Raw genomic sequence first — 23,048 nt, 5'->3', positions numbered from 1 at the left:
AGAGTACACAGTCGTTGTTTACAAACATAAAAGCCAATATTTACGTAGTAGATATTGGCTTTTAAATTTTATAAATAGTAAAATTATAGTTTAATTTTTCCAACCATTAGTTTAGGGTCTACCCATTTGTCAAATTCTTCAGTAGTTACATAACCCAATCTAACAGCCTCTTCTTTTAGAGTACTACCATTTTTATGAGCCGTCTGTGCTATTTCAGCCGCTTTATAGTATCCTATTTTGGTATTTAGTGCTGTAACCAACATCAAAGAGTTGTTTAATAATTCTTGTATACGTGGTGTATTAGGTTCAATACCAGCAGCACAATGAATGTCGAAAGAAATACAAGCATCGCCTATTAGCTTAGCAGATTGTAAAAAGTTTGCAGCCATTACAGGTTTAAATACATTTAGTTCAAAATGACCTTGTGTACCACAAAAAGCTATAGTGGTATCGTTTCCTAAGACCTGAGCAGCTACCATTGTAAGAGCTTCACATTGTGTAGGATTTACTTTTCCAGGCATAATAGAAGAACCGGGTTCATTGGCAGGAATTAAGATTTCACCTATACCCGAACGAGGACCAGAAGCTAATAAGCGAATATCATTGGCAATTTTAAAAAGTGAAACAGCCAATTGTTTAAGTGCTCCGTGTGTTTCTACAATAGCATCATGAGCCGCTAACGCTTCAAATTTATTAGGAGCCGTTTTAAAAGGAAGTTTAGTGAAGTCAGCAATGTATTGTGCTACTTTTTGGTCGTATCCTTCAGGAGTATTCAATCCTGTTCCAACTGCGGTACCACCTAATGCTAATTCAGATAAGTGATCTAATGTGTTATTTAGAGCTTTTAACCCATAATCTAATTGAGCTACATATCCCGATAGTTCTTGTCCTAAAGTTAAAGGAGTAGCATCCATAAGATGAGTTCGTCCGATTTTTACAACATCTTTATACAAAATAGATTTGCTGTGTAATGTATTTCTCAATTGTGTAACTCCAGGAATTGTATGCTCAATCACCGCTTTATATGCAGCAATATGCATAGCGGTAGGATAAGTATCATTAGATGATTGGGATTTGTTTACATCATCATTAGCTTTAATTACAGTCTCTCCCTTTCCAATTTCAAAACCAGCTAATACTTGTGCGCGATTAGCAATAACTTCATTCACATTCATATTGGATTGTGTACCAGAACCTGTTTGCCAGATTACCAGGGGGAAGTGTTCGTTTAATTTATTAGCAATTATTTCATCACATACTTGTGCAATAGCGTCTCTTTTATTTTGAGTTAAAACTCCTAAATCAAAGTTTGCAAAAGCAGCCGCCTTTTTTAAAAAAGCAAAAGCTTCTATGATTTCGTGTGGCATAGATGCCTCAGGACCAATTTTAAAGTTGTTTTTAGAACGTTCTGTTTGCGCTCCCCAATATTTATCATTAGGAACATTAACCTCTCCAATCGTATCCTTTTCTATTCTGTAGTCCATAGTTGTAGTATTTAGAATGATTATGTATAAATGTAGTGATTTTATTTAGGATAATTCTAAAGAAGGATAAAAAATAAAGCTTGAATAGGTCATATTTATAAAAATAGTTATATTTGAAGCGTATATACAAAAATTAATTCTGAAAAACATGTTTGAATTTCAACAGTATTTAGGTTTCATTGTTGCCATGACTGTTATAACAATGGCATTTTGGCTTTTAATATTTTTAGTTGGATTTGCTAGCTATTGGGCAGTAGGTGGAACTAGAGAATTCTTAAAAGAAAAGAAAGCTAAAAGACAGCAATTAGAAGAAGGTCAGATGTAATCATCTGATTAAAAAGATAAAGGCTCATAATATTTATATTATGAGCCTTTTTTATTTGTATAAAATTGGATGAAAGATTACTCTTGCTTTTGTGTGTAATAGGAGTATATGAATTAGTAATCTTTAAAAATAAAGCAAAAAAAAACCGAAGATTTAATCTTCGGTTAAAACAAATAGATTAAAAAATCAATTAGTTAGTCTTAAATAACATTTGTTTTTATTGTCTTTATTTATGCTTACATCATCATCATTTCTCCTTGATCACTTTCTCCTTCACCACCTCTTTGTTGCTTTTTACGATCATTTTTAGTTTGATTAAATCTATAAGTAAATGATAAGCTCACTTGACGACCTCTCCATTGCATTTCACTATGAGAGAAAGATTGTGGTAAGTTAATATCCATTTCTCTTTTTCTTGAGTTGAAGATATCACTTACATTTACAGTAATAGTTGCTTTTTCTTTTAAGAAATCCTTACTCAAAGAAGTATTCGCTGATAAATTACCTAATACTTTTCCTTGCGCTGTATTAAACGGTGATCTGTACATACCATTTGCTTGCCAATCAATTTTGTATGGTAGCGTTACTTTCGATGATATTCTTGTAAACCAAGCAAATGTATTTTTGTCAAAGTTTTGAGTTTGACTTGTACCATCTAAGTCAGTAAATGTATAATCTCCTTTTGTTTCAGAGTTGTATAAGTTGAAGTTACCATTAAGTCTCCACCATTTGTAAGGTGAATAATTTAAAGTAAAGTCTAAACCATATCTGTTTTCTGTAGCTAAGTTAATAGGAGAACTAACTGTAATAGGTGTTCCATTAGCTGTAGTTCCATTAATTCTCTTAACGAATTGGAACGTATCATCTGTTCTGTTGAAATAAGCAGAAGCACTTAATGTAAATCCACTCCATCTTGTTATAAATCCTAAATCAAAAGCATTTGTTTTTGCAGGATCTAAATCAGGGTTACCTTGGAAGTAGTTAATATCACTGGTATAGTTAGAGAATGGATTTAAAAAGAATCCTCTTGGGCGCATAATACGTCTACTATAACTTGCACTAACACTACTTGATGGCGAGATTTCATAATTTAAAAATACACTTGGAAAGAAGTCATTGTATTTTTTATTGTTGTAATCATTGCTTGACAATTGGTTTACATCAATATTGCTTGATTCCCAACGAAGTCCAACCATATAGTTAATCTTGTCTGTAATCTTATTACCATACTGCGTATAAAATGCATTTACTTGCTCTTTATACTCTAATATGTTAGACATATTTTTAGTGTCAATCCATTGATTATTTACAAGATTTGTAAATTTATAGTCGTTTCTTGTATTTTTAAATGTACCTAAATATCCTGCTTCAAAATGCCCGTTTTCACCAATAGGAAGAGTATAGTCTAAACGTACAATACCAGATTTATATTTATCATCGTTAGAATTTCTTTCAAATGATGTTTTATTTAAAAACTCATTGATATCTGATATATGCGATGTGTCATCACTCTTATCTTGAGAGATTGTCCCTTCAACAGTTAATTTGTGGTCATCTTTTTTGAATTTCTTTTCAAATGAAGTTGTGTACTCAACACTGTTCCAAGTTGATTTAGTGTTTTGTAATCTCTCGCGATTATATTGTAGCTCGTGATTAGCATCGTAGTATTGATAATCTACACTATTAGGAGCAGTACCATTATTTCTACGTACACTAACGCTATTCGACCAAGTAAATGAAGGAGTGATGTAATAGTCTAAACCAAACATTCCGTTGTAAACTTGTCTTTCTTTTTTATTGTCTTTGTACTCATTAATGAATTGCGTAGTATTTCCGTTAGCGTCAAAATATTGGTTGTCGTTAACTCCATATCCGTTGCTTTTACTATCTCTATACCCAAGTGTTGTATAGAAGTTGTATTTTTCACCTCTAATATTTAAGTTTCCACTTAAACCATAGTTACGAGGATCTCCAACAGTTCCAGTAATATTACCATTTAAACCTTGCGCTTTTCCTTTTTTCAAGATGATATTAATAATACCAGCACCACCTTCTGCCTCATAACGAGCAGATGGATTAGTAATAACCTCTACTTTGTCAATAGACTCAGCAGACAGAATACGCATAGCTTCTTGAATATTATTTGCAAGTCCTGTTGGCTTACCATCAATAAGTACCTTTACATTTTCGTTTCCACGTAAACTTACAGCACCCTCACTGTCAACAGTAATTGACGGCACATTGTCTAAAACATCTCCAGCAGTTCCTCCTTTGACAATCATATCTTGTCCAACATTATAAACTTTTTTGTCTAATTTAATGTCAACAGTAGATTTTTCCGCTATAACCACAACTTCACTAAGTAATTCTGTATCACCAGTTACTTTTTGTGTTCCCATATTTGTATTGCCATTGACAATAATATTATGAAGTTCGATAGTTTTAAATCCTAAGTACTCGATTTTTACAAAGTATGTACCATCAGGAACAGTAAAAGAATAGTTCCCTTTTGCATCTGTCATTCCACCAGATACAATATTTTCATTTTTCTCATTTTGAGCAAAAATACTGGCATACTCTAAAGGAAGGTTTGTTGCCGCTTCTACTACAGTACCAGATAAAGTACTTGATTTTGAGTTCTGCGCTAATGCTGTTATTCCTATAAACAGCGAAAACAGCATCAGGAGAACTTTTGTAGTTTTTAATCTTTTCATTATAGTCGATCGTTTAATACAACTTAGACTATAATTTGTGTTGAAGGTTTAACAGGTGTATTGTTAATTTTGTGTTAACAATACTAAAGTATTTCGTGAATCTTTTCTGTTGGTCGTGCTATTACAGCTTTTCCTCCATTAACAACAATAGGTCTTTCAATTAGTTTAGGATTGTTAACCATTGCTTCAATAATTTCTTCATCACTTAAGGTTTCATCTCCAAAAGTATCTTTCCATAAAGCGTCTTTTGTACGTACTAACTCAATTGGATTGTAGTTAAGTTTTTTAAGAATTGTCTTTACATCTGATTCTGTAAGGTCAGCTTCTAAATATTTTATAATTTTGTAAGCTACGCCTTGTTGTTCCATGAAAGCAATACTTTCGCGTGATTTGCTACAACGCGGATTGTGGTAAATTGTTATCATAAATAAGGAATTTATATCAAATATAGTACATTTTTTGAAATATGGGATTTATTGAGCAATTATTGAGAAAAAATAATAAACAAAAGTTATGGCATTATTTACCATTTTCTTTGTTTTTTTTGGGAATTATGTTTTTGAATTGGGTGTCAATTCGATTTTCTCGGGTTTCTACGAATGAAATTATAAAGATGAATATCGAAAAATATGGTAAAAACATTAATTTTTTGATAACAATAGGACCTTTGGTCTTTATGTTAGTGTTTCTTATTGTATGGGTATTAGCTGTTCATAAACAAAGTTTAAAAAGTTTAAGCACCTCTCGTTTTAAAGTAGATTTGAAGAGAGTATTGTTTTCCTTTAGTCTATGGAGTTTGGTTATTATTGGTTTTTTTGTGTATTCCTTTATTGATAGTCCAGCTGATTTTGAGTTTAATTTAAAGATTGGACCCTTTTTAGTGTTCTTCATTTTTGCAATTATTTTAATTCCATTGCAAACGAGTTTTGAAGAATACTTTATGCGTGCTTATTTAATGCAGGGAATAGGATTGGCAACTCGCAGTAGAGCTATAGCTTTATTTGCTACATCTATTATTTTTGGATTAATGCATTTAGGAAATCCAGAAGTAGAGAAGGTAGGCTTGATTATAATGACTTATTATATCGGTACTGGTTTTTTCCTTGGTATTATAACCTTAATGGATGATGGTATAGAGTTGGCATTAGGATTCCATGCAGCAAATAATTTAATTGGAGTGTTATTAGTTACAGCAGATTGGACAGCTTTTCAAACTAATTCAATATTCGTTAATGTAAATCAGGATAATGAAATTGCAATATGGGAATATATTATACAATTAGGGGTAGTATTACCACTTGTTGTGTTCATTTTTGCTAAGAAGTATGGTTGGAAAAACTGGAAGCATCAGTTGTTTGGAAAGGTAATTGAACAGAATTAATTATGAGTTTAAATTATATACATCCTGAGTTTAGATTAAATGATCAATCTTATGGAATAGATGAACTATGTTCGTTGGCTAATAAGATGATTTTAAGTACAGAAGAATACTTAGTTGATTTAGGGAATCTGATCTTACAATGGTTTGATAATCGTGATTTTGTTATCTTAACAACTTCAGGAACGACGGGACCTCCAAAGCAGATTCAGTTAAAAAAGGAGGCAATGGTTTGCTCAGCCAAAGCAACTGGTACTTTTTTTGATATTAAATCTGGAGACACTGCACTTTTGTGTATGTCAACAAAGTTCGTTGGAGGAAAACTAATGTTTATCAGAGCTCTTTTATTAGGATGGCAGTTGGATGTGATAGCACCATCGTCTTCTCCTTTAAAGGGTAATGAAAAGGTTTATGATTTCGTTGCAATGGTTCCAATGCAGGTAGAAAACTCAATTGAAGAGTTGAGTAATGTAAAGAAGATAATTATTGGAGGAGCTAAAGTAAATGCAGCATTAACTGAGAAGTTAATACCACTAAGTACCCAAGTTTATGAAACGTATGGGATGACTGAAACGATTACTCATATTGCAGCTAAGCGAGTAGGAACTGAAGTGTTTTCTGTTTTATCACACGCAACTGTGATGCAAGATGACCGAGGTTGTTTAGTTATTGATGCGCCAGCTGTCAATTCTGAATTAGTGATTACCAATGATTTGGTTGAATTGATAGATAATTCTCATTTTAAATGGATGGGGAGAGCAGATAATGTAATTAATAGTGGGGGTGTGAAACTTTTTCCTGAGCAAATAGAAGAAAAGTTGTCAAAAAGAATTCCTTATCGTTTCTTTGTTATTGGAAAAGAGGATGATTATCTGGGAAATAAACTTGTGTTGGTGATTGAAAGTACACCTTATAACCTATCAGAAGATGTGTATAGTGAACTTTCAAAATTTGAAAAACCAAGAGAAGTTCAGTTTGTAGAGAAGTTTATTGAAACTGAATCAGGTAAAATCATCAGGAAAAAGAATATTCATTAAATTCAATTACTAAATGAAGAGAAATAATGTGTGTAACCTTATCCTTAGTTGGGTAGTGGCTTGTATGGTGTCTTTCGGTGGAACAGCTTACGCAAAAAAGATTATTAGAACAGGAGATAATACTAATCAGATTTCAAAAGAAATGCTGACTCGTATTTTAGAGAAGAATAGAGTGTATAAAACAGAAGGTGTTGTAGCTGACTATATTCCAGAATTAGGAAAGATGAATCCAAACTTAATGGCGTTCTCTGTTGTTAAACCAAATGGAGAAGTAGTTAATGTGGGTGATGTATCTCAAAAATTCACAATGCAAAGTATTTCTAAGATTATTTCATTAATGATTGCAGTTCAAGAGAAAGGCGAGAGTGAAGTGTTTTCTCGTATGGGATATTACGGAACTGACAAGCCATTTAATCACTATGCAAATTTAGAAACAAAAGGTAAACCATTAAACCCAATGATGAATGCAGGGGCTATTTTAACTACTGCTTTATTAGAAGGAGAGAAAGATGTACCGTTTCAAAAGATTCTTGATTTAGTACGCTATATAACTAAAAATGATAAAATAGACTATAGTCACGAAGTATTTATGTCTGAAAAGGAAACAGGACACCGCAATAGAGGTATTTTCTATTTACTAAAGAATAACGGACTGATTGAGGGAGAAGAGGATAAATTAGACAACTATTTCAAACAATGTTCTATTGAGGTTACAGCAGAGGACTTAGCTAAAATTGGTTATTTCTTTGCTAATCAGTGTACACGTTTTGACGGAGATGACAAGTATAAAGATTCGGCTATGTCTCGTTTAGTTCAATCGCAAATGCTTGTGGCTGGAATGTACGATTTTAGTGGAGAATATGCTCGTACTGTTGGTTTACCAAGTAAGTCTGGAGTTGGTGGAGGAATTGCAGTTAGTGTTCCAGGTAAGATAGGAATAGGTACTTTTAGTCCTGGCTTAGATAAACAAGGAAACTCAATCGTTGGTTACCATATGATTTTGGATTTAGTAAATGAGCTAAACTTAAATTTATTTCAATAGATAAAGAGAAGGCTTCTGTCTTTAGTTAATAATAAATAAGGCTGTATCAATTAATGATACAGCTTTTTTTGTTTGTAAGAACAGATGAGGTGTAAATCTTGTACTTTATATCTTTAACTATTCAATCTAAATAGGAGGTTGCTATAAAAGGATAAGATAAAGCTGTAACAATTGATAATATAGCCTTTTTGGCTCTTGAGTGATATTAGGACATAATGAGTTTAGGAATAGCTTATGTATGCTTTAATTCAACCTGTAGTTGAAACTTGTATTAGTAGCCGCTTATTAGCATAAGTATAATAAAACAATAAGGCTGTTTCATTCACTGAAACAGCCTTATTGTTTTTATAAGTTTTCAACTTGTATAAATTGCTATGGTGCAATTGTAGTAAACAAATACGTTGCAAATAATACCAATAAAACAATACCGTGTTGAATATTCGTTCTTCCTGAGCTAATAGAAATATAAACCGTTGCTAAAGAAGTAATCAATAGTAATGTTGATTTTGCATCAATCCCTAATGCAACTGTCATTCCTGAGATGTAGGCAACAATAGCTACAGCAGGAATTGTTAGTCCAATAGAAGCTAAAGCAGATCCAATAGCTAAGTTTAAACTTGTTTGTAGTTGATCTCTTTTAGCTGCTTTGTACGCTGCTAATCCTTCTGGTAATAAAATTACTCCCGCAATGATAATACCTACTAAAGAAATTGGCGCACCAGCATCAACAACAGCACTTTCAATAACTGGTGATAGCTTTTTAGAAAGTAAAACAACAGAAACTAAAGCGATAATAAGTACGATAAACGCCACTATAGTTGTTGGAATATTTACATCTTCATTATGGTCATCGTTATTTTGATTTTCGTTATTGTTGTTAGTATTGTCTTCTTCAGCAACAAAGTAATTTCTGTGTCGAACAGTTTGTACTGCTAAGAAACCAGCGTAAAGAATAAGAGAAACTATAGCAACAAAAATTAACTGATTATTTGTATAACTATTTCCAGGTTGACTGGTAGTATAGTTTGGTAGAATTAACGTAAGAGTTGAAATAGCAATTAAGGTAATTAAACCAGTGCTCACCCCTTGCTTGATGAAATTTTGTTCTTTGTGGTGGTATCCTCCAACCCAAAAACAAATCCCCATTATACCTGTAAGAATAATCATTATTGCTGCGAATACTGTATCTCTTGCTAAGAACGAGGGTTCATCATTACCTTCACTTAGCATAATAGAAACAATAAGTGATACTTCAATTACTGTGATAGCTAATGCTAAAATAATAGTACCATATGGTTCTCCAACTCTATGTGCAACAGTTTCTGCTTGGTGAACTGCAGATAAAACAGAACCAATCAAAAATACTCCTAATAGAATATCTGTAAAGACTGTATCTGGTAAAGAAGATTTAAAGAAGATTAATAATAGAGCAACTATTGGAACAATAATACTCCATAGAGGTACTTTAATAGATGAAAGTAATTTTTTTAAATTCATAGGCTAATTATATCAAATGTTTATTTTGAGGTAAAAATAATGTTTTTGATTTAAAAAGTCAATATTTTTATTTTAATATAAATAATATTTATTAATGATAGTTAAAAGAATTGAATTTGTGTTAATTCAATAATTATGCTAAAACCCTGCTTAATGGAATGTTTTTTTAAATACTATGGTTTTAGTATTATAGAAGCAGTAGAGGAGTATTCACGTTATTTTTGAGGTTGAATTTCTGAATAGAGATAATGTTGTGTTAGTGTAGAAAATCAGATTGTAGAAGGTGAAGGAGTTTTCTAATGAGTTAATTTAGAAATTTGCTACGGAATCCAGTAGTGGTAAACAAGAGAGAAGGCTTGATATAATGTAGATCCGAATTCTTTTTTGCGAGGTACTATTTTGATTTATATAAAAGAAGGTTGTGAATTATAGTAGAAAATACTTCATCAAGTGATTAAAGGAATATGTTCGGTATTATCAATTAAGTATTTCGTTTGTAAGGGAATGAACATAAAAAAAGGCTACCTCCTTTTGGAAGTAGCCTTTGGTATAAAGATATTAATCTTTTAATTCTTCTTAGAATTGCTCTCTACCTGAGAAGTGGAAAGCACCTTCGATAGCAGCGTTTTCGTCGCTATCAGAACCGTGTACTGCGTTCTCACCAATAGATTTAGCGTATTTTTTACGGATAGTACCTTCAGCAGCTTCAGCTGGGTTAGTAGCTCCGATTAATTTTCTGAAATCTTCAACAGCGTTGTCTTTTTCTAAGATAGCTGCTACGATTGGACCTCTAGACATGAATTCAACTAATTCACCGTAGAATGGTCTTTCTGCGTGTACTTCGTAGAATTTTTGAGCGTCTCTAACAGTTAATTGAGTTAACTTCATTGAAACGATTTTAAATCCTGCTTCTGTAATCATGTTTAAGATTCCTCCGATGTTACCTGCTTCAACTGCATCAGGTTTGATCATTGTAAAAGTTCTGTTCGTTGCCATTATTCTTTTTATTTAATTTGTTGCAAAAATAGTCTTTTAACCTTACAAGAGAAGATATTATTTATAAAAAACATCTCTTTTTTCAGGTTATTTTTATTTAACGACTGGTATATCCAATAAACGTTGGGCTAATTCAATCATTTCTGGTGTACCCGTGTGTTTTTTAGGCTCATCAGAAAGCTTTACTACATCTGTCCAATGTCCACCTTCTGGTAGCGCTTGTGTCATTTTAATCACAATATTCATTGCTTCTAAACCAACATCATTTGTAAAGTCAGTTCCAATTCCAAAAGACATTCCGATTCTTCCTTTACAGTGTTTAGCAATTCGCTCTACTTTTTCAGGATTTAATCCGTCAGAGAAAATGATTGTTTTTGAAGTTGGATCAATGTTTAAGCTTTGATAATGTGCAATTGTTTGGTCTGCAAAATCTAATGGATCACCACTATCGTGTCTAACCCCATCAAATAGCTTAGCAAATTTCTTGTCAAATTGTTCAAAGAAAACAGTACTTGTGTATGTATCTGTTAACGCAATTCCAAGATCTCCTCTGTACGTATCTACCCAATGCTCTAATCCCATTGAATTAGCCATTTTGAATCCGTATTTAGCTGCGTGAAACATAAACCACTCGTGTGCGTGTGTACCGATTGGTTTAGTACCGTATTTCATTGCTAAGTGAACATTACTTGTTCCTATGAAAGAACCCTCTCCATATTTTTGAAGCGTTTCTACTACAACTTGGTGAACAGCATAAGAATGTCTTCTTCTTGTTCCAAACTCTGCAATTGTAACACCTAATTTTTTGTAGTTCTCTATTTTAGTACGCGTATTAGCAATAACCTTATCAGCAGAATCTCTCTCTCCGTCAGTCATATTGTAATAAAGCTCACAAATGATAGACATAAGAGGAACTTCCCATAAAATAGTTCGATACCAATACCCTTTGAAAGATACCTCTAAATCATCACCATCTTGTTTAATTTCAACTTCAGACGGGTCGTAGTGATAGCCTTGTAAGAAATCTAAATAGGTAGGATCTAAGTACGGACAGGTTTTTTGTAAGAAAGCTTTTTCTGCTTTAGTCAATTTTAACTTTGCCATTTCATCCACAGCTGCACGTAAAGCCTCTGCAAACCCTTTAGGGTATTTGTGTTTACCTCTATTAATAAAGATATAAGACGCCTTAGCAAATGGGAATTGTTTAATAGCAGCGTGCTGCATAGTAAACTTGTAAAAGTCATTATCTAAAATAGAAGTAATAACTTGATTAGTATGAGCTGTTTCCATTGTTGCTTCTTTGTTTAAATTAAAATATCACTTTCTAAATCAGATTTTTCAATGTCAAACTTGAAGTTAAGTTTGTGCATCAAGTCCAGTACTAATTTTTTGTACCAGTTTTCTGATTTAGGATGGATATAAATCTTTTCTATTAATTGTGCGATATCCACGTGAATCTTTACGCCCTCTTGAATGTTGAGGTTTAAAGGAGTAACATCTGAAATTACCCTAACTTCTTTTTCATATTGAAAACTCTTTCTCTTAAAAAGAAAAGGGAAGAAGTTATCTTCAAACGGGATATACTCTTTTTTATAATCTATATAGTGAACTTCACCAATGTGTTGAGGTACCCTTGTTTCAGCTTTTAGCGCTTCTTGCATTCTACCAATTGTAGATTGAATTGCTAAGCCTTCATTGTTTTTAGTAAAAATCTGCCACATTGCAAATGATTCGTATTCATTGATGTGCCAACTACTAATAACAACGTTTTTTCTCTTTTGTTTGTATTGATCTAAGAAAAAAGGCTTGTCTGCACTAATTCTTTTGATTTCTTCAAAAGTAGGTTCACTGAAAGTACCTTCAAATTGATCTTCAAACTTATCAGACCTCGACATAAACATTTTATTCGACAACAAGAGATCTAAGAATTTAGATAAATCCATATATTTCCAAATCACCGTATCCGGGTCTTCAGGCAATCGTATGTTCTTGTTCTCGATATACATATTAGTCTAATGTTTGTAGGGACACTAATTTTGAATATGTTCCTTTTAAGGATAGTAATTCTTCGTGTGTACCTTGTTCTACTATTTTTCCTTTTTGTAACACTACAATTAAGTCTGCACTTTGAATTGTAGATAACCTATGAGCAATAACGATAGAAGTTCTGTTTTTCATCATATTTTCTAACGCTACCTGTACTAACTTTTCGCTCTCAGTATCTAATGCTGAAGTAGCTTCGTCAAGTATCATAATAGGAGGGTTTTTCAATACTGCTCGTGCAATTGAAATACGTTGTTTTTGTCCACCTGATAATTTGTTTCCAGAATCTCCAATGTTAGTATCAATACCATTTGGAAGGTCTTTTACAAACTCATAGGCATTAGCAATCTTTAATGCCTCTATGATTTCTTCATCAGTAGCATTTTCTTTTCCTAATTTAAGGTTATTTTTAATAGTATCATTAAACAAGATGCTGTCTTGTGTAACTAAACCAATCATTCCTCTTAAATCGTGAATATTCAAATCGCGAATGTCTTGTTCATCTATCTTTATAGCTCCTTCATTAATATCCCAGAAACGAGTCAATAAATTAGCCATTGTACTTTTTCCACTTCCAGATTGACCAACCAGAGCAACTGATTTTCCTTTAGGAATAGAAAGAGAAAAGTCTTTTAGCACATAATCCTCTTCATATTTAAAAGAGATATTATCTACTTTGATAGCCTTGTCAAAAGAAGATTTAGCAATAGCATTCGGTTTAGAGTCAATAGGGTTTTCTTCTTCTAATATTTCTAACACACGTTCTGCTGCTGCATTACCACGTTTTAAGCTATAAGAAGCTTTAGACATTGCTTTAGCAGGAGTTAGAATATTATAAGCCATACCAATGTATGCAATAAATGAAGCACCTGTTAAAGTACCTTCACCTAAAACTAAATGACCACCGTAAACTAATAAAACAGAAATAGTTACAATTCCTAAAAACTCACTCATAGGAGAAGAAAGGTTTTGACGATTTAATATTTTATTGTTTAATTCATAAAAAGTTTGTGTAGAACCTTGGAATTTATCGTTGAATCTCTTCTCTGCATTAAAGCTTTTAATTACTTTTAATCCAGCCAAAGATTCTTCAATAATAGATAAAAAGTATCCTTGTTCTTCAGAAGCTTTTTGTGAGCTTTTCTTTAAAGTTTTACCAACTTTAGAAATGATAATTCCTGAAATAGGTACAAAAATAAATACGAATATAGTCAACTCTGTACTGATGAAGAACATTGCTACAATTGTAAATACAATCGTTAATGGCTCACGTACCACTACTTCTAAAATAGAAAGGAATGAGTGTTGAATTTCTAATACGTCAGAGGTAATTCTTGAAATAACGTCACCTTTTCTTTTTTCAGAGAAGAAAGCAAGAGGTAAGTCAACTGCTTTTTTGTACATCGCATTACGGATGTCCTTTAATACACCATTACGCAAGAATGTAATAAAATACATTGCCCAATAGTTAAATAAGTTTTTCAATAAGAAAAGCGAGATGATAATTGCCGCTAACCACATCAATGTGTTTTGTGCTCCATGTTCAGCAGAGTACTGCGTAAGGTAAAACGACATTGAGTCTTGTAAATAGTTTTTAGCGTGTCCAAGCGTAGTATATACAGGTTTTTCAGTGATAGGTTTCTCATCACCAAATAGTACAGTAAGCATTGGAATTAGGGCAACAAAAGACAATGCACTGAAAAGTGCATATAGGATATTAAAGAATATATTTAAGTAAGCGTAGTTCTTATAAGGTTTCGCAAAGCGAATAATCTTTTTGAAATATTCGTTCATATATTGTTGTTGTATAAAGGGGAAATAAAAAGATAGACTGGCATTGCTACCAGTCTATTCTATTTAGTTTAATTTCATTTCTTTAATGATATCTTGAATTTTCTGGTCTAAAAGTTGCTCAGTAGCTTTTACTTCAGACAAGTCGTGTAACGGTTCGTTTACACTGAAATAGAACTTAATCTTTGGCTCAGTACCACTTGGACGAGCTGCGATTTTCGTACCATCTTCAAGATAGTAAATCAACACGTTTGACTTAGGAACATCAATCGTTTCAATTTCATTTGTAATTAAGTTTTTAGCCTCACTACTTTGATAATCTTCAACACATACTACGCGTTGTCCGATAATTTCTGTTAATGGGTTTTGTCTTAATTGAACCATCATTTCTTTAATTTCTTCTGCTCCAGAAATACCTTTTTTCACAAGAGAAATTAAATGTTCTTTATAGAAACTATTATCAATGTAAAGGTTCATCAATTCTTGGAAGAATGAGCTTCCAGCAGCTTTTGCAATTGCAGCAATCTCACAAACTAATAACGTAGAAGCAACAGCATCTTTATCGCGTACTGCGTCACCTACCATATATCCGAAACTTTCTTCACCACCACCGATGAACTTTTGATCTGGACATTCGTTGATGAATTTAGCAATCCATTTGAATCCTGTTAAACCAACTTTACACTCTACATTGTAGCTTTCTGCTAAGTCTAACATCATAGGAGTCGATACAATTGTAGAACCGATAAATTCGTTTCCTTTGAATCCTTTGTTTCGTTTCCATTGCTCTAATAAGAAAGCAGTCATCATAACCATAGTTTGGTTACCATTTAACAATCTCATATTTCCATCAAGGTCACGTACTCCAATACCGATACGGTCAGAATCAGGGTCAGTACCAATAACGATATCTGCACCTTTTTCATCTGCTAATTCCATTGCCATTTTCAATGCTTCTGGCTCTTCTGGATTTGGAGATTTTACAGTTGGGAAGTCCCCATTTGGTTCTTCTTGTTCTTTTACAATGAATACATTTTTGTATCCAGCAGCTTCTAAAGTTCTTGGAATAAGTTTAATAGAAGTACCGTGTAAAGAAGTATAAGATATTTTTAATCCGTCTTTGATATTTTGAGGAGTATCAAAGCTTGCATTTTCAATTGTAGATTGGATGAATGCTTTGTCTAACTCTTCACCAACGTAAGTGATTAAGCTGTCGTTTCCGGTGAATTGTACTTCGTCATAGCTTAATGAATTGATTTCGTCAATAACTGCAGCATCGTTTGGAGGAACAATTTGTCCACCATCTTGCCAGTACACTTTGTACCCGTTGTATTCAGGAGGGTTATGTGAAGCAGTCAATACAATACCAGCATTACAGTTGTAATGTCTAACAGCGAAAGACAACTCAGGAGTAGGACGCATTTCAGAGAATAAGTAAACTTTTATTCCATTTGCTGTAAAAACGTCAGCTACTACTTTCGCTAATTCTTGACTGTTATGACGACAGTCATAGTTAATAGCTACTTTCCACTCTTGTCCAGGGAAAGATTCTTTGATATAGTTAGATAAACCTTGTGTATTTTTACCCAAAGTATATTTGTTGATGCGGTTTGTACCGATACCCATAATACCACGCATACCACCTGTTCCAAATTCTAAGTTTTTGTAAAAACTATCTTTAAGTAGGGCAGGGTCAGTATCAATCATTGTTTGAACAGAAGCCTGTGTGTCAGCATCGAAAGGTGATTTTAACCACAATTCTGCTTTTGCTAAGATTTCTTTTTCTATTTGCATAATATTAAATTTTAGTGTGGATTAAAAACCGCTTTGTTCAGCGATTTTATATCTACTAATGTTTGTTCTCGTTTTTAAAATCATTTCTCCTAAGAAACCAGCAAGGAACATTTGTGTTCCAATTACCATTGTTGCTAAGGATATATAAAACCAAGGATTCTGTGTAACCAAAATCGCTGTTTCATTGTTGTATAACTTGTATAATTTACTCATTCCAATACCAAAGGCAGCACAGAATCCAATACCAAAAGTTATTCCTCCTAAGGTACCGAAAAAATGCATTGGTCTTTTCCCAAATTTTGATAAAAACCAAATTGTAATAAGATCTAAGAAACCATAGATAAAACGGCTCATACCAAATTTAGTTGTACCGTATTTTCTTGCTTGGTGTTGTACTACTTTTTCACCGATATTGTCATATCCTTCATTCTTTGCAAGAACAGGAATGTAACGATGCATTTCACCGGATACTTCAATGTTTTTAATCACCTCGTTTTTATAGGCTTTTAATCCACAATTGAAATCGTTTAAAGTAACACCGGATGTTTTACGGGCAGCCCAATTGAATAATTTAGAAGGAAGGTTTTTAGCAATGACTGAGTCATATCTCTTTTTCTTCCAACCAGATACCATATCAAAACCATCAACAGTAATCATTTTGAATAATTCTGGGATTTCATCAGGACTGTCTTGTAAGTCGGCATCCATTGTAATGACTACATCTCCATTCGCTTGTGCAAATCCAGCGTGTAGTGCTTGTGATTTACCAAAGTTACGTTGAAAACGTATTCCTTTTGTATGAGAATCGTCATATGATAATTGTGAAATTATTTTCCAAGAATCATCTTTACTACCATCGTCTACAAATAAGATTTCATACGAAAAGTCGTGCTCACGCATAACCTTCGTTATCCACTGATGCAGTTCGGGAAGCGACTCTGCTTCATTAAGCAAAGGAATTACAATTGATAAATTCATTTATTACTTGCGTTTCTTAGGCTGTTTTGGTTCAGCAATTACTTCTTCTGTGTGTTCTTCAACAGGTGGAATAAATTCAGACTTGTTTTTAAAAATAGCAGCTAAAAGTAACCCTAAGATAGAGTTTCTCAATATACTACCAGCCCACATAAACAATTGAGATTTTGGCGCAAACTGACTTATGTCGCGTGCTTTTTGTAATTGTTCATCTATTTGGTCTTGTGGTAAACCTGAATTATCTAATGTTTGAATAAGCATTTCATACAATGCTTTATTTACGACATCTTTTGCCGCTGGGTCAACAACGTTAAACAATAAGTTATATACAATATAGTTTACGGTAACCCCAATAGTAATCATGATTAAGTAAGGAGTAAACGCCTCTCTAAAAGTTACATATCCACCACATTTGTTTTTAGCAACAAGGACAGATAAAATACCAAGACATACAACAACTCCCATATTGAAGAAACCTGCAAGTGTGTTGGCAAATAATGTTTGATCTGTGAAAAAGATAACACAGTTAAACAAGATATAATAGATGGCTAATATAATTCCAAAAGTGATTCCTACTTTATTTACGGTACTCTTCATTACGATTTTAATAGATATAATTGACAAATATACTAAAAATAACCCTTTACCTTTTGGTTACAATAAGAGAATATTAACATTAACTATGGAAGATTTGCTGTCTGTTATAGTTGTACTACAAGAAGTTTGTGTAGCTAATTGATCAGTAGGGAAGTATAAAACAAGAAGTGAGCCTTTAACTCACTTCTTGTTTCTATGTGTTATAGCATTTAAGGTGTTTGCGTTTGGGGTTTTAAGCCAGTCATTTGTTCTAACGACTTAAAGAAATCTTTTCTCATTTGTGGCGTCATATTCTTTACCCTTGCTTGTCCGTGGTCTTTACCAGGTAAAACAAAAGACTTAGAATTTACTTGTTTTGTTGGTACTACCATAGACGCACTCCAAGTGTCTGTTTCTCCATACACATAAAGAATGTTGTTTGCTTCTGTATCTAACCACATTTTTACCTTTTGGATTAATTCGTCAGAAAATACGTCATATGTAGTTCCTTTTGGCATAAAAGTAGCCAGTGGATTATGGTCAAAGCTAACGTATTGTTTGAAAGGTGTAATATCATACCCATAGTATCCTAATTGTGTGCCCGCTTGGTAAAAGTGTGAAGCAAAACGTTCAATTGTTTTATCGCTAAAGAAGTCGATGTTACTCACACTTAAAAAGTGCTCTGTTAGTTCGTCTAAGTTTGTAGTATTTGGAAATACAGTACAAGAATGCCCAGATTGCCAAAAGCCAAAACTATATTCTAATACTGCATATTCAAAGGCTTTTTCAAGAGAACCTAAGTAGTCAAAAGTCAAGTTAGCTCCTTTAGCATACCAATTTAGCTTTTCTAAGATTGCCTTTTTGTTTTTAAACAAGCTTATTTGAATAGTGTAAATCTTGTCGCGACACGTTTTATCTCCAACTTGTTCAAGAAAAGGGTAGATACGTGGTTCTTCTAAGGATTGGTTAAATGGTGCTACGTAAGGAATCGCTACATCAACATCATTAGGGTAGAAGTATTTGTAGTAAATAGCCGTTTGTCCGCCTTTGCTAATACCCGTACTAATCCATTTTCCGTGGTATAATTCACGAAACAATTGGTTAATTTCGTGTAGATCGGTTGTTACTTGTTCCATTGTCAGAAATTCCCACGGTTTGCCATCAGGAATTGACTCGCCAAAATAGCGATGTTCTATATTGAGGTAATTACTGTTTAAGTAGCTTACCATTTCACTTGCGCGTACATATAAGTTATACCCGTTGGTTTCCATAATCGTTGGTCTGTCAAAACCTCTGTGGTAGTAATGTACTTTTTGTTTAAAATACCCTTTAGAAGGGTCGTTGTGATCTACTAATTGTCGTATAAACAATTCATACAACAGATAGTCATCGTCATTTGTTTCTATCTGTTTAAAAGTTACATTCTTTAAATTGTAAAGTGCTTGTTCTACAACCTTTTTGTCGGGATGAGCAAAAGACAGTAAGTAGAAGCATAAAAAGAGTAAGGTAGTGAGTGTTTTTTGCATTGGTTTTGTGTGTTTGAAGGTGTTATAAAAATAGTTTAGGTTTATCAATATGATGTAAATCCAAGTTTGAAGCCTTGGAAAGCAAAAAGATAGGGATTATACTTTGTTTGAACAAAAAATAATTTAAATACTTATTTGATAATTGAATTTTAGTTGTACATTTGCACACTGAAAAGTAAATAATTATAACAAAAAAGTTATCGGAAGTTTACACCTTTCTTGAAAATAGAAAGCTTCGGGACGGAAAATAACTCAAAATTTAAATAGAATTTATCATGAAAAAAGGTATTCACCCAGAAAATTACAGATTAGTAGCATTTAAAGATATGTCTAACGAAGACGTATTCATCACAAAATCAACAGTAGATACAAAAGAAACTATCGAAGTTGACGGAGTAGAATACCCAGTGTTCAAAATGGAGATCTCTCGTACATCTCACCCATTCTACACAGGTAAATCTAAACTTATCGATACTGCAGGACGTATTGACAAATTCAAAACTAAATACGCTAAATTCAAAAAATAATTTAGTATATCATATAATAAGAACCTCTCAAGCAATTGAGAGGTTTTTTTTTGGTCCGTTGTGAGAAAATGTTGTGTTTTTCCAGCTGATTAAAGTAACTTTGATTTCAATTAGAAAAAGATCCGATTAATTATGAATTATATTTTATTTGATGGAGACGTAAGAGAGGCATTATTGCCATTTACTTTTACTCGCCCAGTAGCTGATATACGTATTGGTATTCTTACAATTAGAGAAAAATGGGAGACTTACCTGCGTTATACTACAACTACATTAACGGAAGAATATTTGTCTGCTAAATTTCCAATGGTAGAGGTAGAAAACAATGTGATGATTAATGCATCTTACTTGCCAAACCGTGAATTAGCTGACCTTATTTTAGACTTAGAGCCAATGCAGGCTGTAGTTTATCAAGAAGATATCATTGCTTTTTATACACAAGAAACACAAGAGGAAGTAGATTTTAATGATTATACATTAATTTCTTATGAAGGAGAGTTAATACAAGTTGCTAATAAATGGGATATTTTCCAAAAGAACGATGAGGCGCTTCGTGCTGACTTTGCTCTTGTTACGGAAGATAGAATATCAGAGCCAATCCCTTCTAATGTTAATGTAATCGCTCCAGAGAACGTATTTATTGAAGAAGGTGCAAAGTTAGCTTTTGTTACTTTAAATGCTTCTACAGGTCCAATTTACATCGGTAAGGACACCGAGATTATGGAAGGGTCAATTATTCGTGGACCTTTTGCTCTTTGTGAAGGTGCCCAAGTAAAATTGGGAACTAAAATATATGGTGCTACTACAGTTGGACCAGAGTGTAGAGTAGGAGGAGAAGTGAATAACTCTGTAATGTTTGGTTATTCAAACAAAGGACATGACGGATTCTTAGGGAACTCGGTTTTAGGGGAATGGTGTAATTTAGGAGCAGATACAAACAACTCTAACTTAAAGAACAACTATGCACCTGTTAAATTGTGGAACTATGAAACAGGTGATTATGAGAATACAGGTTTACAGTTCTGTGGATTAATGATGGGAGACCACAGTAAAAGTGGTATTAACACTATGTTTAATACAGGAACAGTAGTAGGTGTGTCTTGTAGTATTTTTGGAGGTGGTTTTCCTAAAACATTCTTGCCAAACTTTACTTGGGGTGGTGTAGAATCTACAGATCACTACAAAGTAGACAAGGCTATTGAGACAATGAAGATTGTAATGGAAAGAAGACATATCGAGTTAACACCAATTGATGAGGAGATAATTCGTCAAATTGCTGCAGATACTGAATTAGAAAGATTTCAACACAGTTTGAAAAGATAATATGAAAATGTGAAAAGGGGCTATCTCATTGAGATAGCCCCTTTTTTTATGCTTTGTTATTTATCATACACACTACAAGATACAATGTATTCTTAATAATATGATACTGTTTGTGGTCTGTCGTAATTAAAGTTAGGTAACGACATATCATATTGACTTGAATTAGCTCTAAAAATACTTGAACCAGCATCTGGCATTGTAGGGTAGAATATCAATGATATCGCTATTTTACTAAATACCAAGTAATCGTTATTCGCTACTACTCCAATACTAAAACGAGAATACAATTTTGAGTCTAAAAAGCGGTTGTTCTTATCTCCCATAAAAGCTGTTTCTATATTAAAGAATGGGTTAAAGCGAAATCCTTTCCATTCATACGGAGCGTAGGACTGCCATTGGTATGCCATTGAAAACCTACGTGTCCCCGTTATTTTTTGAGCTCTTATTCCTTGTATAACACCGTCTAAGCGCAATTCATCACCAACATTATCTATTCTATTAGTACCTAAAACTAATTGGGGGATGAAGAAATGACGGAACCTCCAATTGCCCATCATAAAGAGTTTAGTGAAATATGTACCTTCTAATCTAAATGCTCCTTGTTCTGCTTTATTGCCAAAGAAATAACTACCCCATTCTATGTTTCCTGCAAAATAACCTAATCTTGTATAACCTCCGATAGAGAATTTAGCACCAAAATAAGCGCGACGCTTAGAGTATTGGTCTTTCATTCCTCCTGTGATAGCAAATACTTTTCCAACTTGTACGTCCTCAATTAAGTTATAATTAAAGATATAACGGTCTTGTACATAGTTAATAGAGCTTAAACTAATAGAGGCAAGATAGGTCCTTTGATCTCGATAGTATTCTAAAGGATCATATATCTCATTAGGTGTTTTTAAAAAGTTCTGTTGCACATAGCGTAAAGACGTACGTAAATTTGTTATTACAGGTTTGTCTTTATAGCTTTTAAACAATGGTATGGAATATCCTGCCCAATAGTCATAAGTATTGTATTTGACAGACTCTAAACTGTATTTATCTTGTGCTTGATTTGGAAGTGAATCTCTTTTAAATCGTTGAGAAACACTTACTCCTCCTGCCCATTTAGTATAGGGTGAATAAAAAGGACGATCTACAACAACTCCTTTTACATAGTTCTGCCAAACATCTTGATTAAACAAAACATTGGCGCGTATAAAGGTGTTTTGAATGTTGTTTACAGAATAGCTGAAAAGCATTCCTTCTTTTCCTCTTTCTTTGTAACGCGAACGATATTGTAAGATTACATCGTGTCCAAAACCACCAAAATTACGGTCTGTCAGTTTAAAACGAAGGTTGTTTGTTGATAAGGAACCTGTTGGGTAAATACTCCACGAGTCTAACTCTCTAATTACCACGTCAACAGAGTCGGGAGATGAAGTAGGTATTGCATACATTGTAACCCTTCTCACAAAACGTTGGGTACGTATTAAACGTTCACTTTCCTTTATTTTAAGGGAGTCGAATTTATCTCCCTCTTTAAAAATAAGGTAATTACGAATGGTAAATTTCTTTGTTTTTAAGTGAAAGTTATTTCCAAGTTTTTCTAAGCTTTTTGTAGGCTTACGCAAAGAGTCGGAATCTGAATAACCAAAAGGATCTAAAGTGGTTATACGGATATTTCTAATAATTTTTCCTTCACCAAGTTCTAAGTGTTGGTCAAGTTTAAGTTCAGGAGCATTAGCAACAAGCTTTCTATTATTTTTATAAATAAGCTTATTGATTAATCTCCCAAACTTAGTTTTTTTATTGTTTTCCTCTAAGTTTTTAAAAATACGAGTAGTGTCGCGTTCTATAACTGTAGGGATTTCTGCTTTTGAATAATGTATAGTAGTTGTTGCTACGCTATCCATTTTTATAGGCTCTAATTCTTGTGCTTTTGAGGGCATCCAAAAGAATAAACATAAAAATAGTATGTAAAAGCAATCACGCATATTCGTTAATACAGTATAAAAAGTAAGGTTTTCTTATAACGATA

The 23,048-nt window shown here is 33.2% G+C and carries 19 protein-coding genes; 6 read left to right on the top strand and 13 right to left on the bottom strand.

Annotated elements, in window-relative coordinates; translation table 11 throughout:
• Window positions 1-83 precede the first annotated feature (83 nt).
• Window positions 84-1,484, bottom strand: a complete 1,401-nt coding sequence (gene fumC / locus AABL81_RS10450; RefSeq protein WP_341340996.1) for a class II fumarate hydratase — start codon at window positions 1,482-1,484, stop codon at window positions 84-86.
• 148 nt (window positions 1,485-1,632) lie between these two features.
• On the opposite strand from fumC, the gene AABL81_RS10445 reads away from it, so the two are divergent.
• A complete protein-coding gene (locus AABL81_RS10445) occupies window positions 1,633-1,809 on the top strand; it encodes a hypothetical protein (RefSeq protein WP_199269101.1) in 177 nt (58 codons plus the stop codon).
• Window positions 1,810-2,045: 236 nt separating this feature from the next.
• Here the strand turns inward: AABL81_RS10445 and AABL81_RS10440 are convergent, their stop codons facing one another.
• Together AABL81_RS10440 and arsC are read right to left on the bottom strand one after the other, a co-directional pair.
• The gene (locus AABL81_RS10440; RefSeq protein ID WP_341340995.1) at window positions 2,046-4,523 is read right to left on the bottom strand and encodes a TonB-dependent receptor domain-containing protein; all 2,478 of its coding nucleotides are present in this window, start codon (window positions 4,521-4,523) and stop codon (window positions 2,046-2,048) included.
• A gap of 83 nt (window positions 4,524-4,606) precedes the next feature.
• The gene (gene arsC / locus AABL81_RS10435; protein ID WP_158209189.1) at window positions 4,607-4,948 is read right to left on the bottom strand and encodes an arsenate reductase (glutaredoxin); all 342 of its coding nucleotides are present in this window, start codon (window positions 4,946-4,948) and stop codon (window positions 4,607-4,609) included.
• Window positions 4,949-4,989: 41 nt separating this feature from the next.
• Here arsC and AABL81_RS10430 point away from each other — a divergent pair, with 41 nt between their 5' ends.
• Genes AABL81_RS10430 through glsA form a run of 3 tightly spaced genes read left to right on the top strand, consistent with a single transcriptional unit; the run spans window position 4,990 to window position 7,980 of the window.
• Entirely contained in the window at window positions 4,990-5,904 is a 915-nt protein-coding gene (locus AABL81_RS10430; RefSeq protein WP_445929828.1) for a lysostaphin resistance A-like protein, read from the top strand.
• A 2-nt stretch (window positions 5,905-5,906) separates the two neighbouring features.
• The gene (locus AABL81_RS10425) at window positions 5,907-6,938 is read left to right on the top strand and encodes an AMP-binding protein (protein ID WP_341340993.1); all 1,032 of its coding nucleotides are present in this window, start codon (window positions 5,907-5,909) and stop codon (window positions 6,936-6,938) included.
• A gap of 13 nt (window positions 6,939-6,951) precedes the next feature.
• On the top strand, window positions 6,952-7,980 hold the full coding sequence (gene glsA, locus AABL81_RS10420; RefSeq protein WP_341340992.1) for a glutaminase A: 1,029 nt from the start codon (window positions 6,952-6,954) through the stop codon (window positions 7,978-7,980).
• Between the two features lie 372 nt (window positions 7,981-8,352).
• Here glsA and AABL81_RS10415 read toward each other — a convergent pair whose 3' ends face one another.
• The 9 genes from AABL81_RS10415 to AABL81_RS10375 form a co-directional block, all read right to left on the bottom strand.
• A complete protein-coding gene (locus tag AABL81_RS10415; protein WP_341340991.1) occupies window positions 8,353-9,477 on the bottom strand; it encodes a calcium:proton antiporter in 1,125 nt (374 codons plus the stop codon).
• Window positions 9,478-10,053: 576 nt separating this feature from the next.
• Window positions 10,054-10,473 (bottom strand): nucleoside-diphosphate kinase, encoded by a 420-nt coding sequence (locus AABL81_RS10410; protein ID WP_090407574.1) that lies wholly within the window; start codon window positions 10,471-10,473, stop codon window positions 10,054-10,056.
• Between the two features lie 93 nt (window positions 10,474-10,566).
• Window positions 10,567-11,763 (bottom strand): nicotinate phosphoribosyltransferase, encoded by a 1,197-nt coding sequence (gene pncB, locus AABL81_RS10405; RefSeq protein ID WP_341340990.1) that lies wholly within the window; start codon window positions 11,761-11,763, stop codon window positions 10,567-10,569.
• A 14-nt stretch (window positions 11,764-11,777) separates the two neighbouring features.
• Window positions 11,778-12,479: a hypothetical protein gene (locus AABL81_RS10400; RefSeq protein WP_158209184.1), complete on the bottom strand. Its 702-nt coding sequence runs from the start codon at window positions 12,477-12,479 to the stop codon at window positions 11,778-11,780.
• Between the two features lies 1 nt (window position 12,480).
• Window positions 12,481-14,310, bottom strand: a complete 1,830-nt coding sequence (locus tag AABL81_RS10395; RefSeq protein ID WP_158209183.1) for an ABC transporter ATP-binding protein — start codon at window positions 14,308-14,310, stop codon at window positions 12,481-12,483.
• A gap of 63 nt (window positions 14,311-14,373) precedes the next feature.
• Complete coding sequence (locus AABL81_RS10390) at window positions 14,374-16,101, bottom strand: phospho-sugar mutase (RefSeq protein WP_341340989.1); 1,728 nt, start codon at window positions 16,099-16,101, stop codon at window positions 14,374-14,376.
• A 21-nt stretch (window positions 16,102-16,122) separates the two neighbouring features.
• A complete protein-coding gene (locus AABL81_RS10385; RefSeq protein WP_341340988.1) occupies window positions 16,123-17,079 on the bottom strand; it encodes a glycosyltransferase family 2 protein in 957 nt (318 codons plus the stop codon).
• Window positions 17,080-17,082: 3 nt separating this feature from the next.
• Entirely contained in the window at window positions 17,083-17,673 is a 591-nt protein-coding gene (locus tag AABL81_RS10380) for a DUF4199 domain-containing protein (protein WP_341340987.1), read from the bottom strand.
• A gap of 209 nt (window positions 17,674-17,882) precedes the next feature.
• Window positions 17,883-19,178 (bottom strand): S28 family serine protease, encoded by a 1,296-nt coding sequence (locus AABL81_RS10375; RefSeq protein ID WP_341340986.1) that lies wholly within the window; start codon window positions 19,176-19,178, stop codon window positions 17,883-17,885.
• 275 nt (window positions 19,179-19,453) lie between these two features.
• Here AABL81_RS10375 and AABL81_RS10370 point away from each other — a divergent pair, with 275 nt between their 5' ends.
• Window positions 19,454-19,705, top strand: a complete 252-nt coding sequence (locus AABL81_RS10370) for a type B 50S ribosomal protein L31 (RefSeq protein WP_090407597.1) — start codon at window positions 19,454-19,456, stop codon at window positions 19,703-19,705.
• 132 nt (window positions 19,706-19,837) lie between these two features.
• Window positions 19,838-21,028, top strand: coding sequence for a GlmU family protein (locus tag AABL81_RS10365; RefSeq protein ID WP_158209178.1), 1,191 nt, complete (start codon window positions 19,838-19,840; stop codon window positions 21,026-21,028).
• 92 nt (window positions 21,029-21,120) lie between these two features.
• Here the strand turns inward: AABL81_RS10365 and AABL81_RS10360 are convergent, their stop codons facing one another.
• Window positions 21,121-22,923 carry a hypothetical protein gene (locus AABL81_RS10360; protein ID WP_341340985.1) on the bottom strand — a complete coding sequence of 601 codons (1,803 nt, stop codon included), beginning with the start codon at window positions 22,921-22,923 and terminating at the stop codon, window positions 21,121-21,123.
• Between the last annotated feature and the right edge of the window lie 125 nt (window positions 22,924-23,048).

The sequence above is a fragment of the Myroides sp. C1519 genome (assembly GCF_038039755.1).
GTDB lineage: Bacteria > Bacteroidota > Bacteroidia > Flavobacteriales > Flavobacteriaceae > Flavobacterium > Flavobacterium phaeum_A.
Note: the sequence above shows the minus strand (reverse complement) of the source record. Positions and strands in the feature narration are given on the sequence as shown.

Coding starts and splice junctions, on each gene's coding strand:
- fumC (WP_341340996.1), bottom strand. CDS start 1,484: ATGGACTACAGAATAGAAAAGGATACGATTGGAGAGGTTAATGTTCCT.
- AABL81_RS10445 (WP_199269101.1), top strand. CDS start 1,633: ATGTTTGAATTTCAACAGTATTTAGGTTTCATTGTTGCCATGACTGTT.
- AABL81_RS10440 (WP_341340995.1), bottom strand. CDS start 4,523: ATGAAAAGATTAAAAACTACAAAAGTTCTCCTGATGCTGTTTTCGCTG.
- arsC (WP_158209189.1), bottom strand. CDS start 4,948: ATGATAACAATTTACCACAATCCGCGTTGTAGCAAATCACGCGAAAGT.
- AABL81_RS10430 (WP_445929828.1), top strand. CDS start 4,990: ATGGGATTTATTGAGCAATTATTGAGAAAAAATAATAAACAAAAGTTA.
- AABL81_RS10425 (WP_341340993.1), top strand. CDS start 5,907: ATGAGTTTAAATTATATACATCCTGAGTTTAGATTAAATGATCAATCT.
- glsA (WP_341340992.1), top strand. CDS start 6,952: ATGAAGAGAAATAATGTGTGTAACCTTATCCTTAGTTGGGTAGTGGCT.
- AABL81_RS10415 (WP_341340991.1), bottom strand. CDS start 9,477: ATGAATTTAAAAAAATTACTTTCATCTATTAAAGTACCTCTATGGAGT.
- AABL81_RS10410 (WP_090407574.1), bottom strand. CDS start 10,473: ATGGCAACGAACAGAACTTTTACAATGATCAAACCTGATGCAGTTGAA.
- pncB (WP_341340990.1), bottom strand. CDS start 11,763: ATGGAAACAGCTCATACTAATCAAGTTATTACTTCTATTTTAGATAAT.
- AABL81_RS10400 (WP_158209184.1), bottom strand. CDS start 12,479: ATGTATATCGAGAACAAGAACATACGATTGCCTGAAGACCCGGATACG.
- AABL81_RS10395 (WP_158209183.1), bottom strand. CDS start 14,310: ATGAACGAATATTTCAAAAAGATTATTCGCTTTGCGAAACCTTATAAG.
- AABL81_RS10390 (WP_341340989.1), bottom strand. CDS start 16,101: ATGCAAATAGAAAAAGAAATCTTAGCAAAAGCAGAATTGTGGTTAAAA.
- AABL81_RS10385 (WP_341340988.1), bottom strand. CDS start 17,079: ATGAATTTATCAATTGTAATTCCTTTGCTTAATGAAGCAGAGTCGCTT.
- AABL81_RS10380 (WP_341340987.1), bottom strand. CDS start 17,673: ATGAAGAGTACCGTAAATAAAGTAGGAATCACTTTTGGAATTATATTA.
- AABL81_RS10375 (WP_341340986.1), bottom strand. CDS start 19,178: ATGCAAAAAACACTCACTACCTTACTCTTTTTATGCTTCTACTTACTG.
- AABL81_RS10370 (WP_090407597.1), top strand. CDS start 19,454: ATGAAAAAAGGTATTCACCCAGAAAATTACAGATTAGTAGCATTTAAA.
- AABL81_RS10365 (WP_158209178.1), top strand. CDS start 19,838: ATGAATTATATTTTATTTGATGGAGACGTAAGAGAGGCATTATTGCCA.
- AABL81_RS10360 (WP_341340985.1), bottom strand. CDS start 22,923: ATGGATAGCGTAGCAACAACTACTATACATTATTCAAAAGCAGAAATC.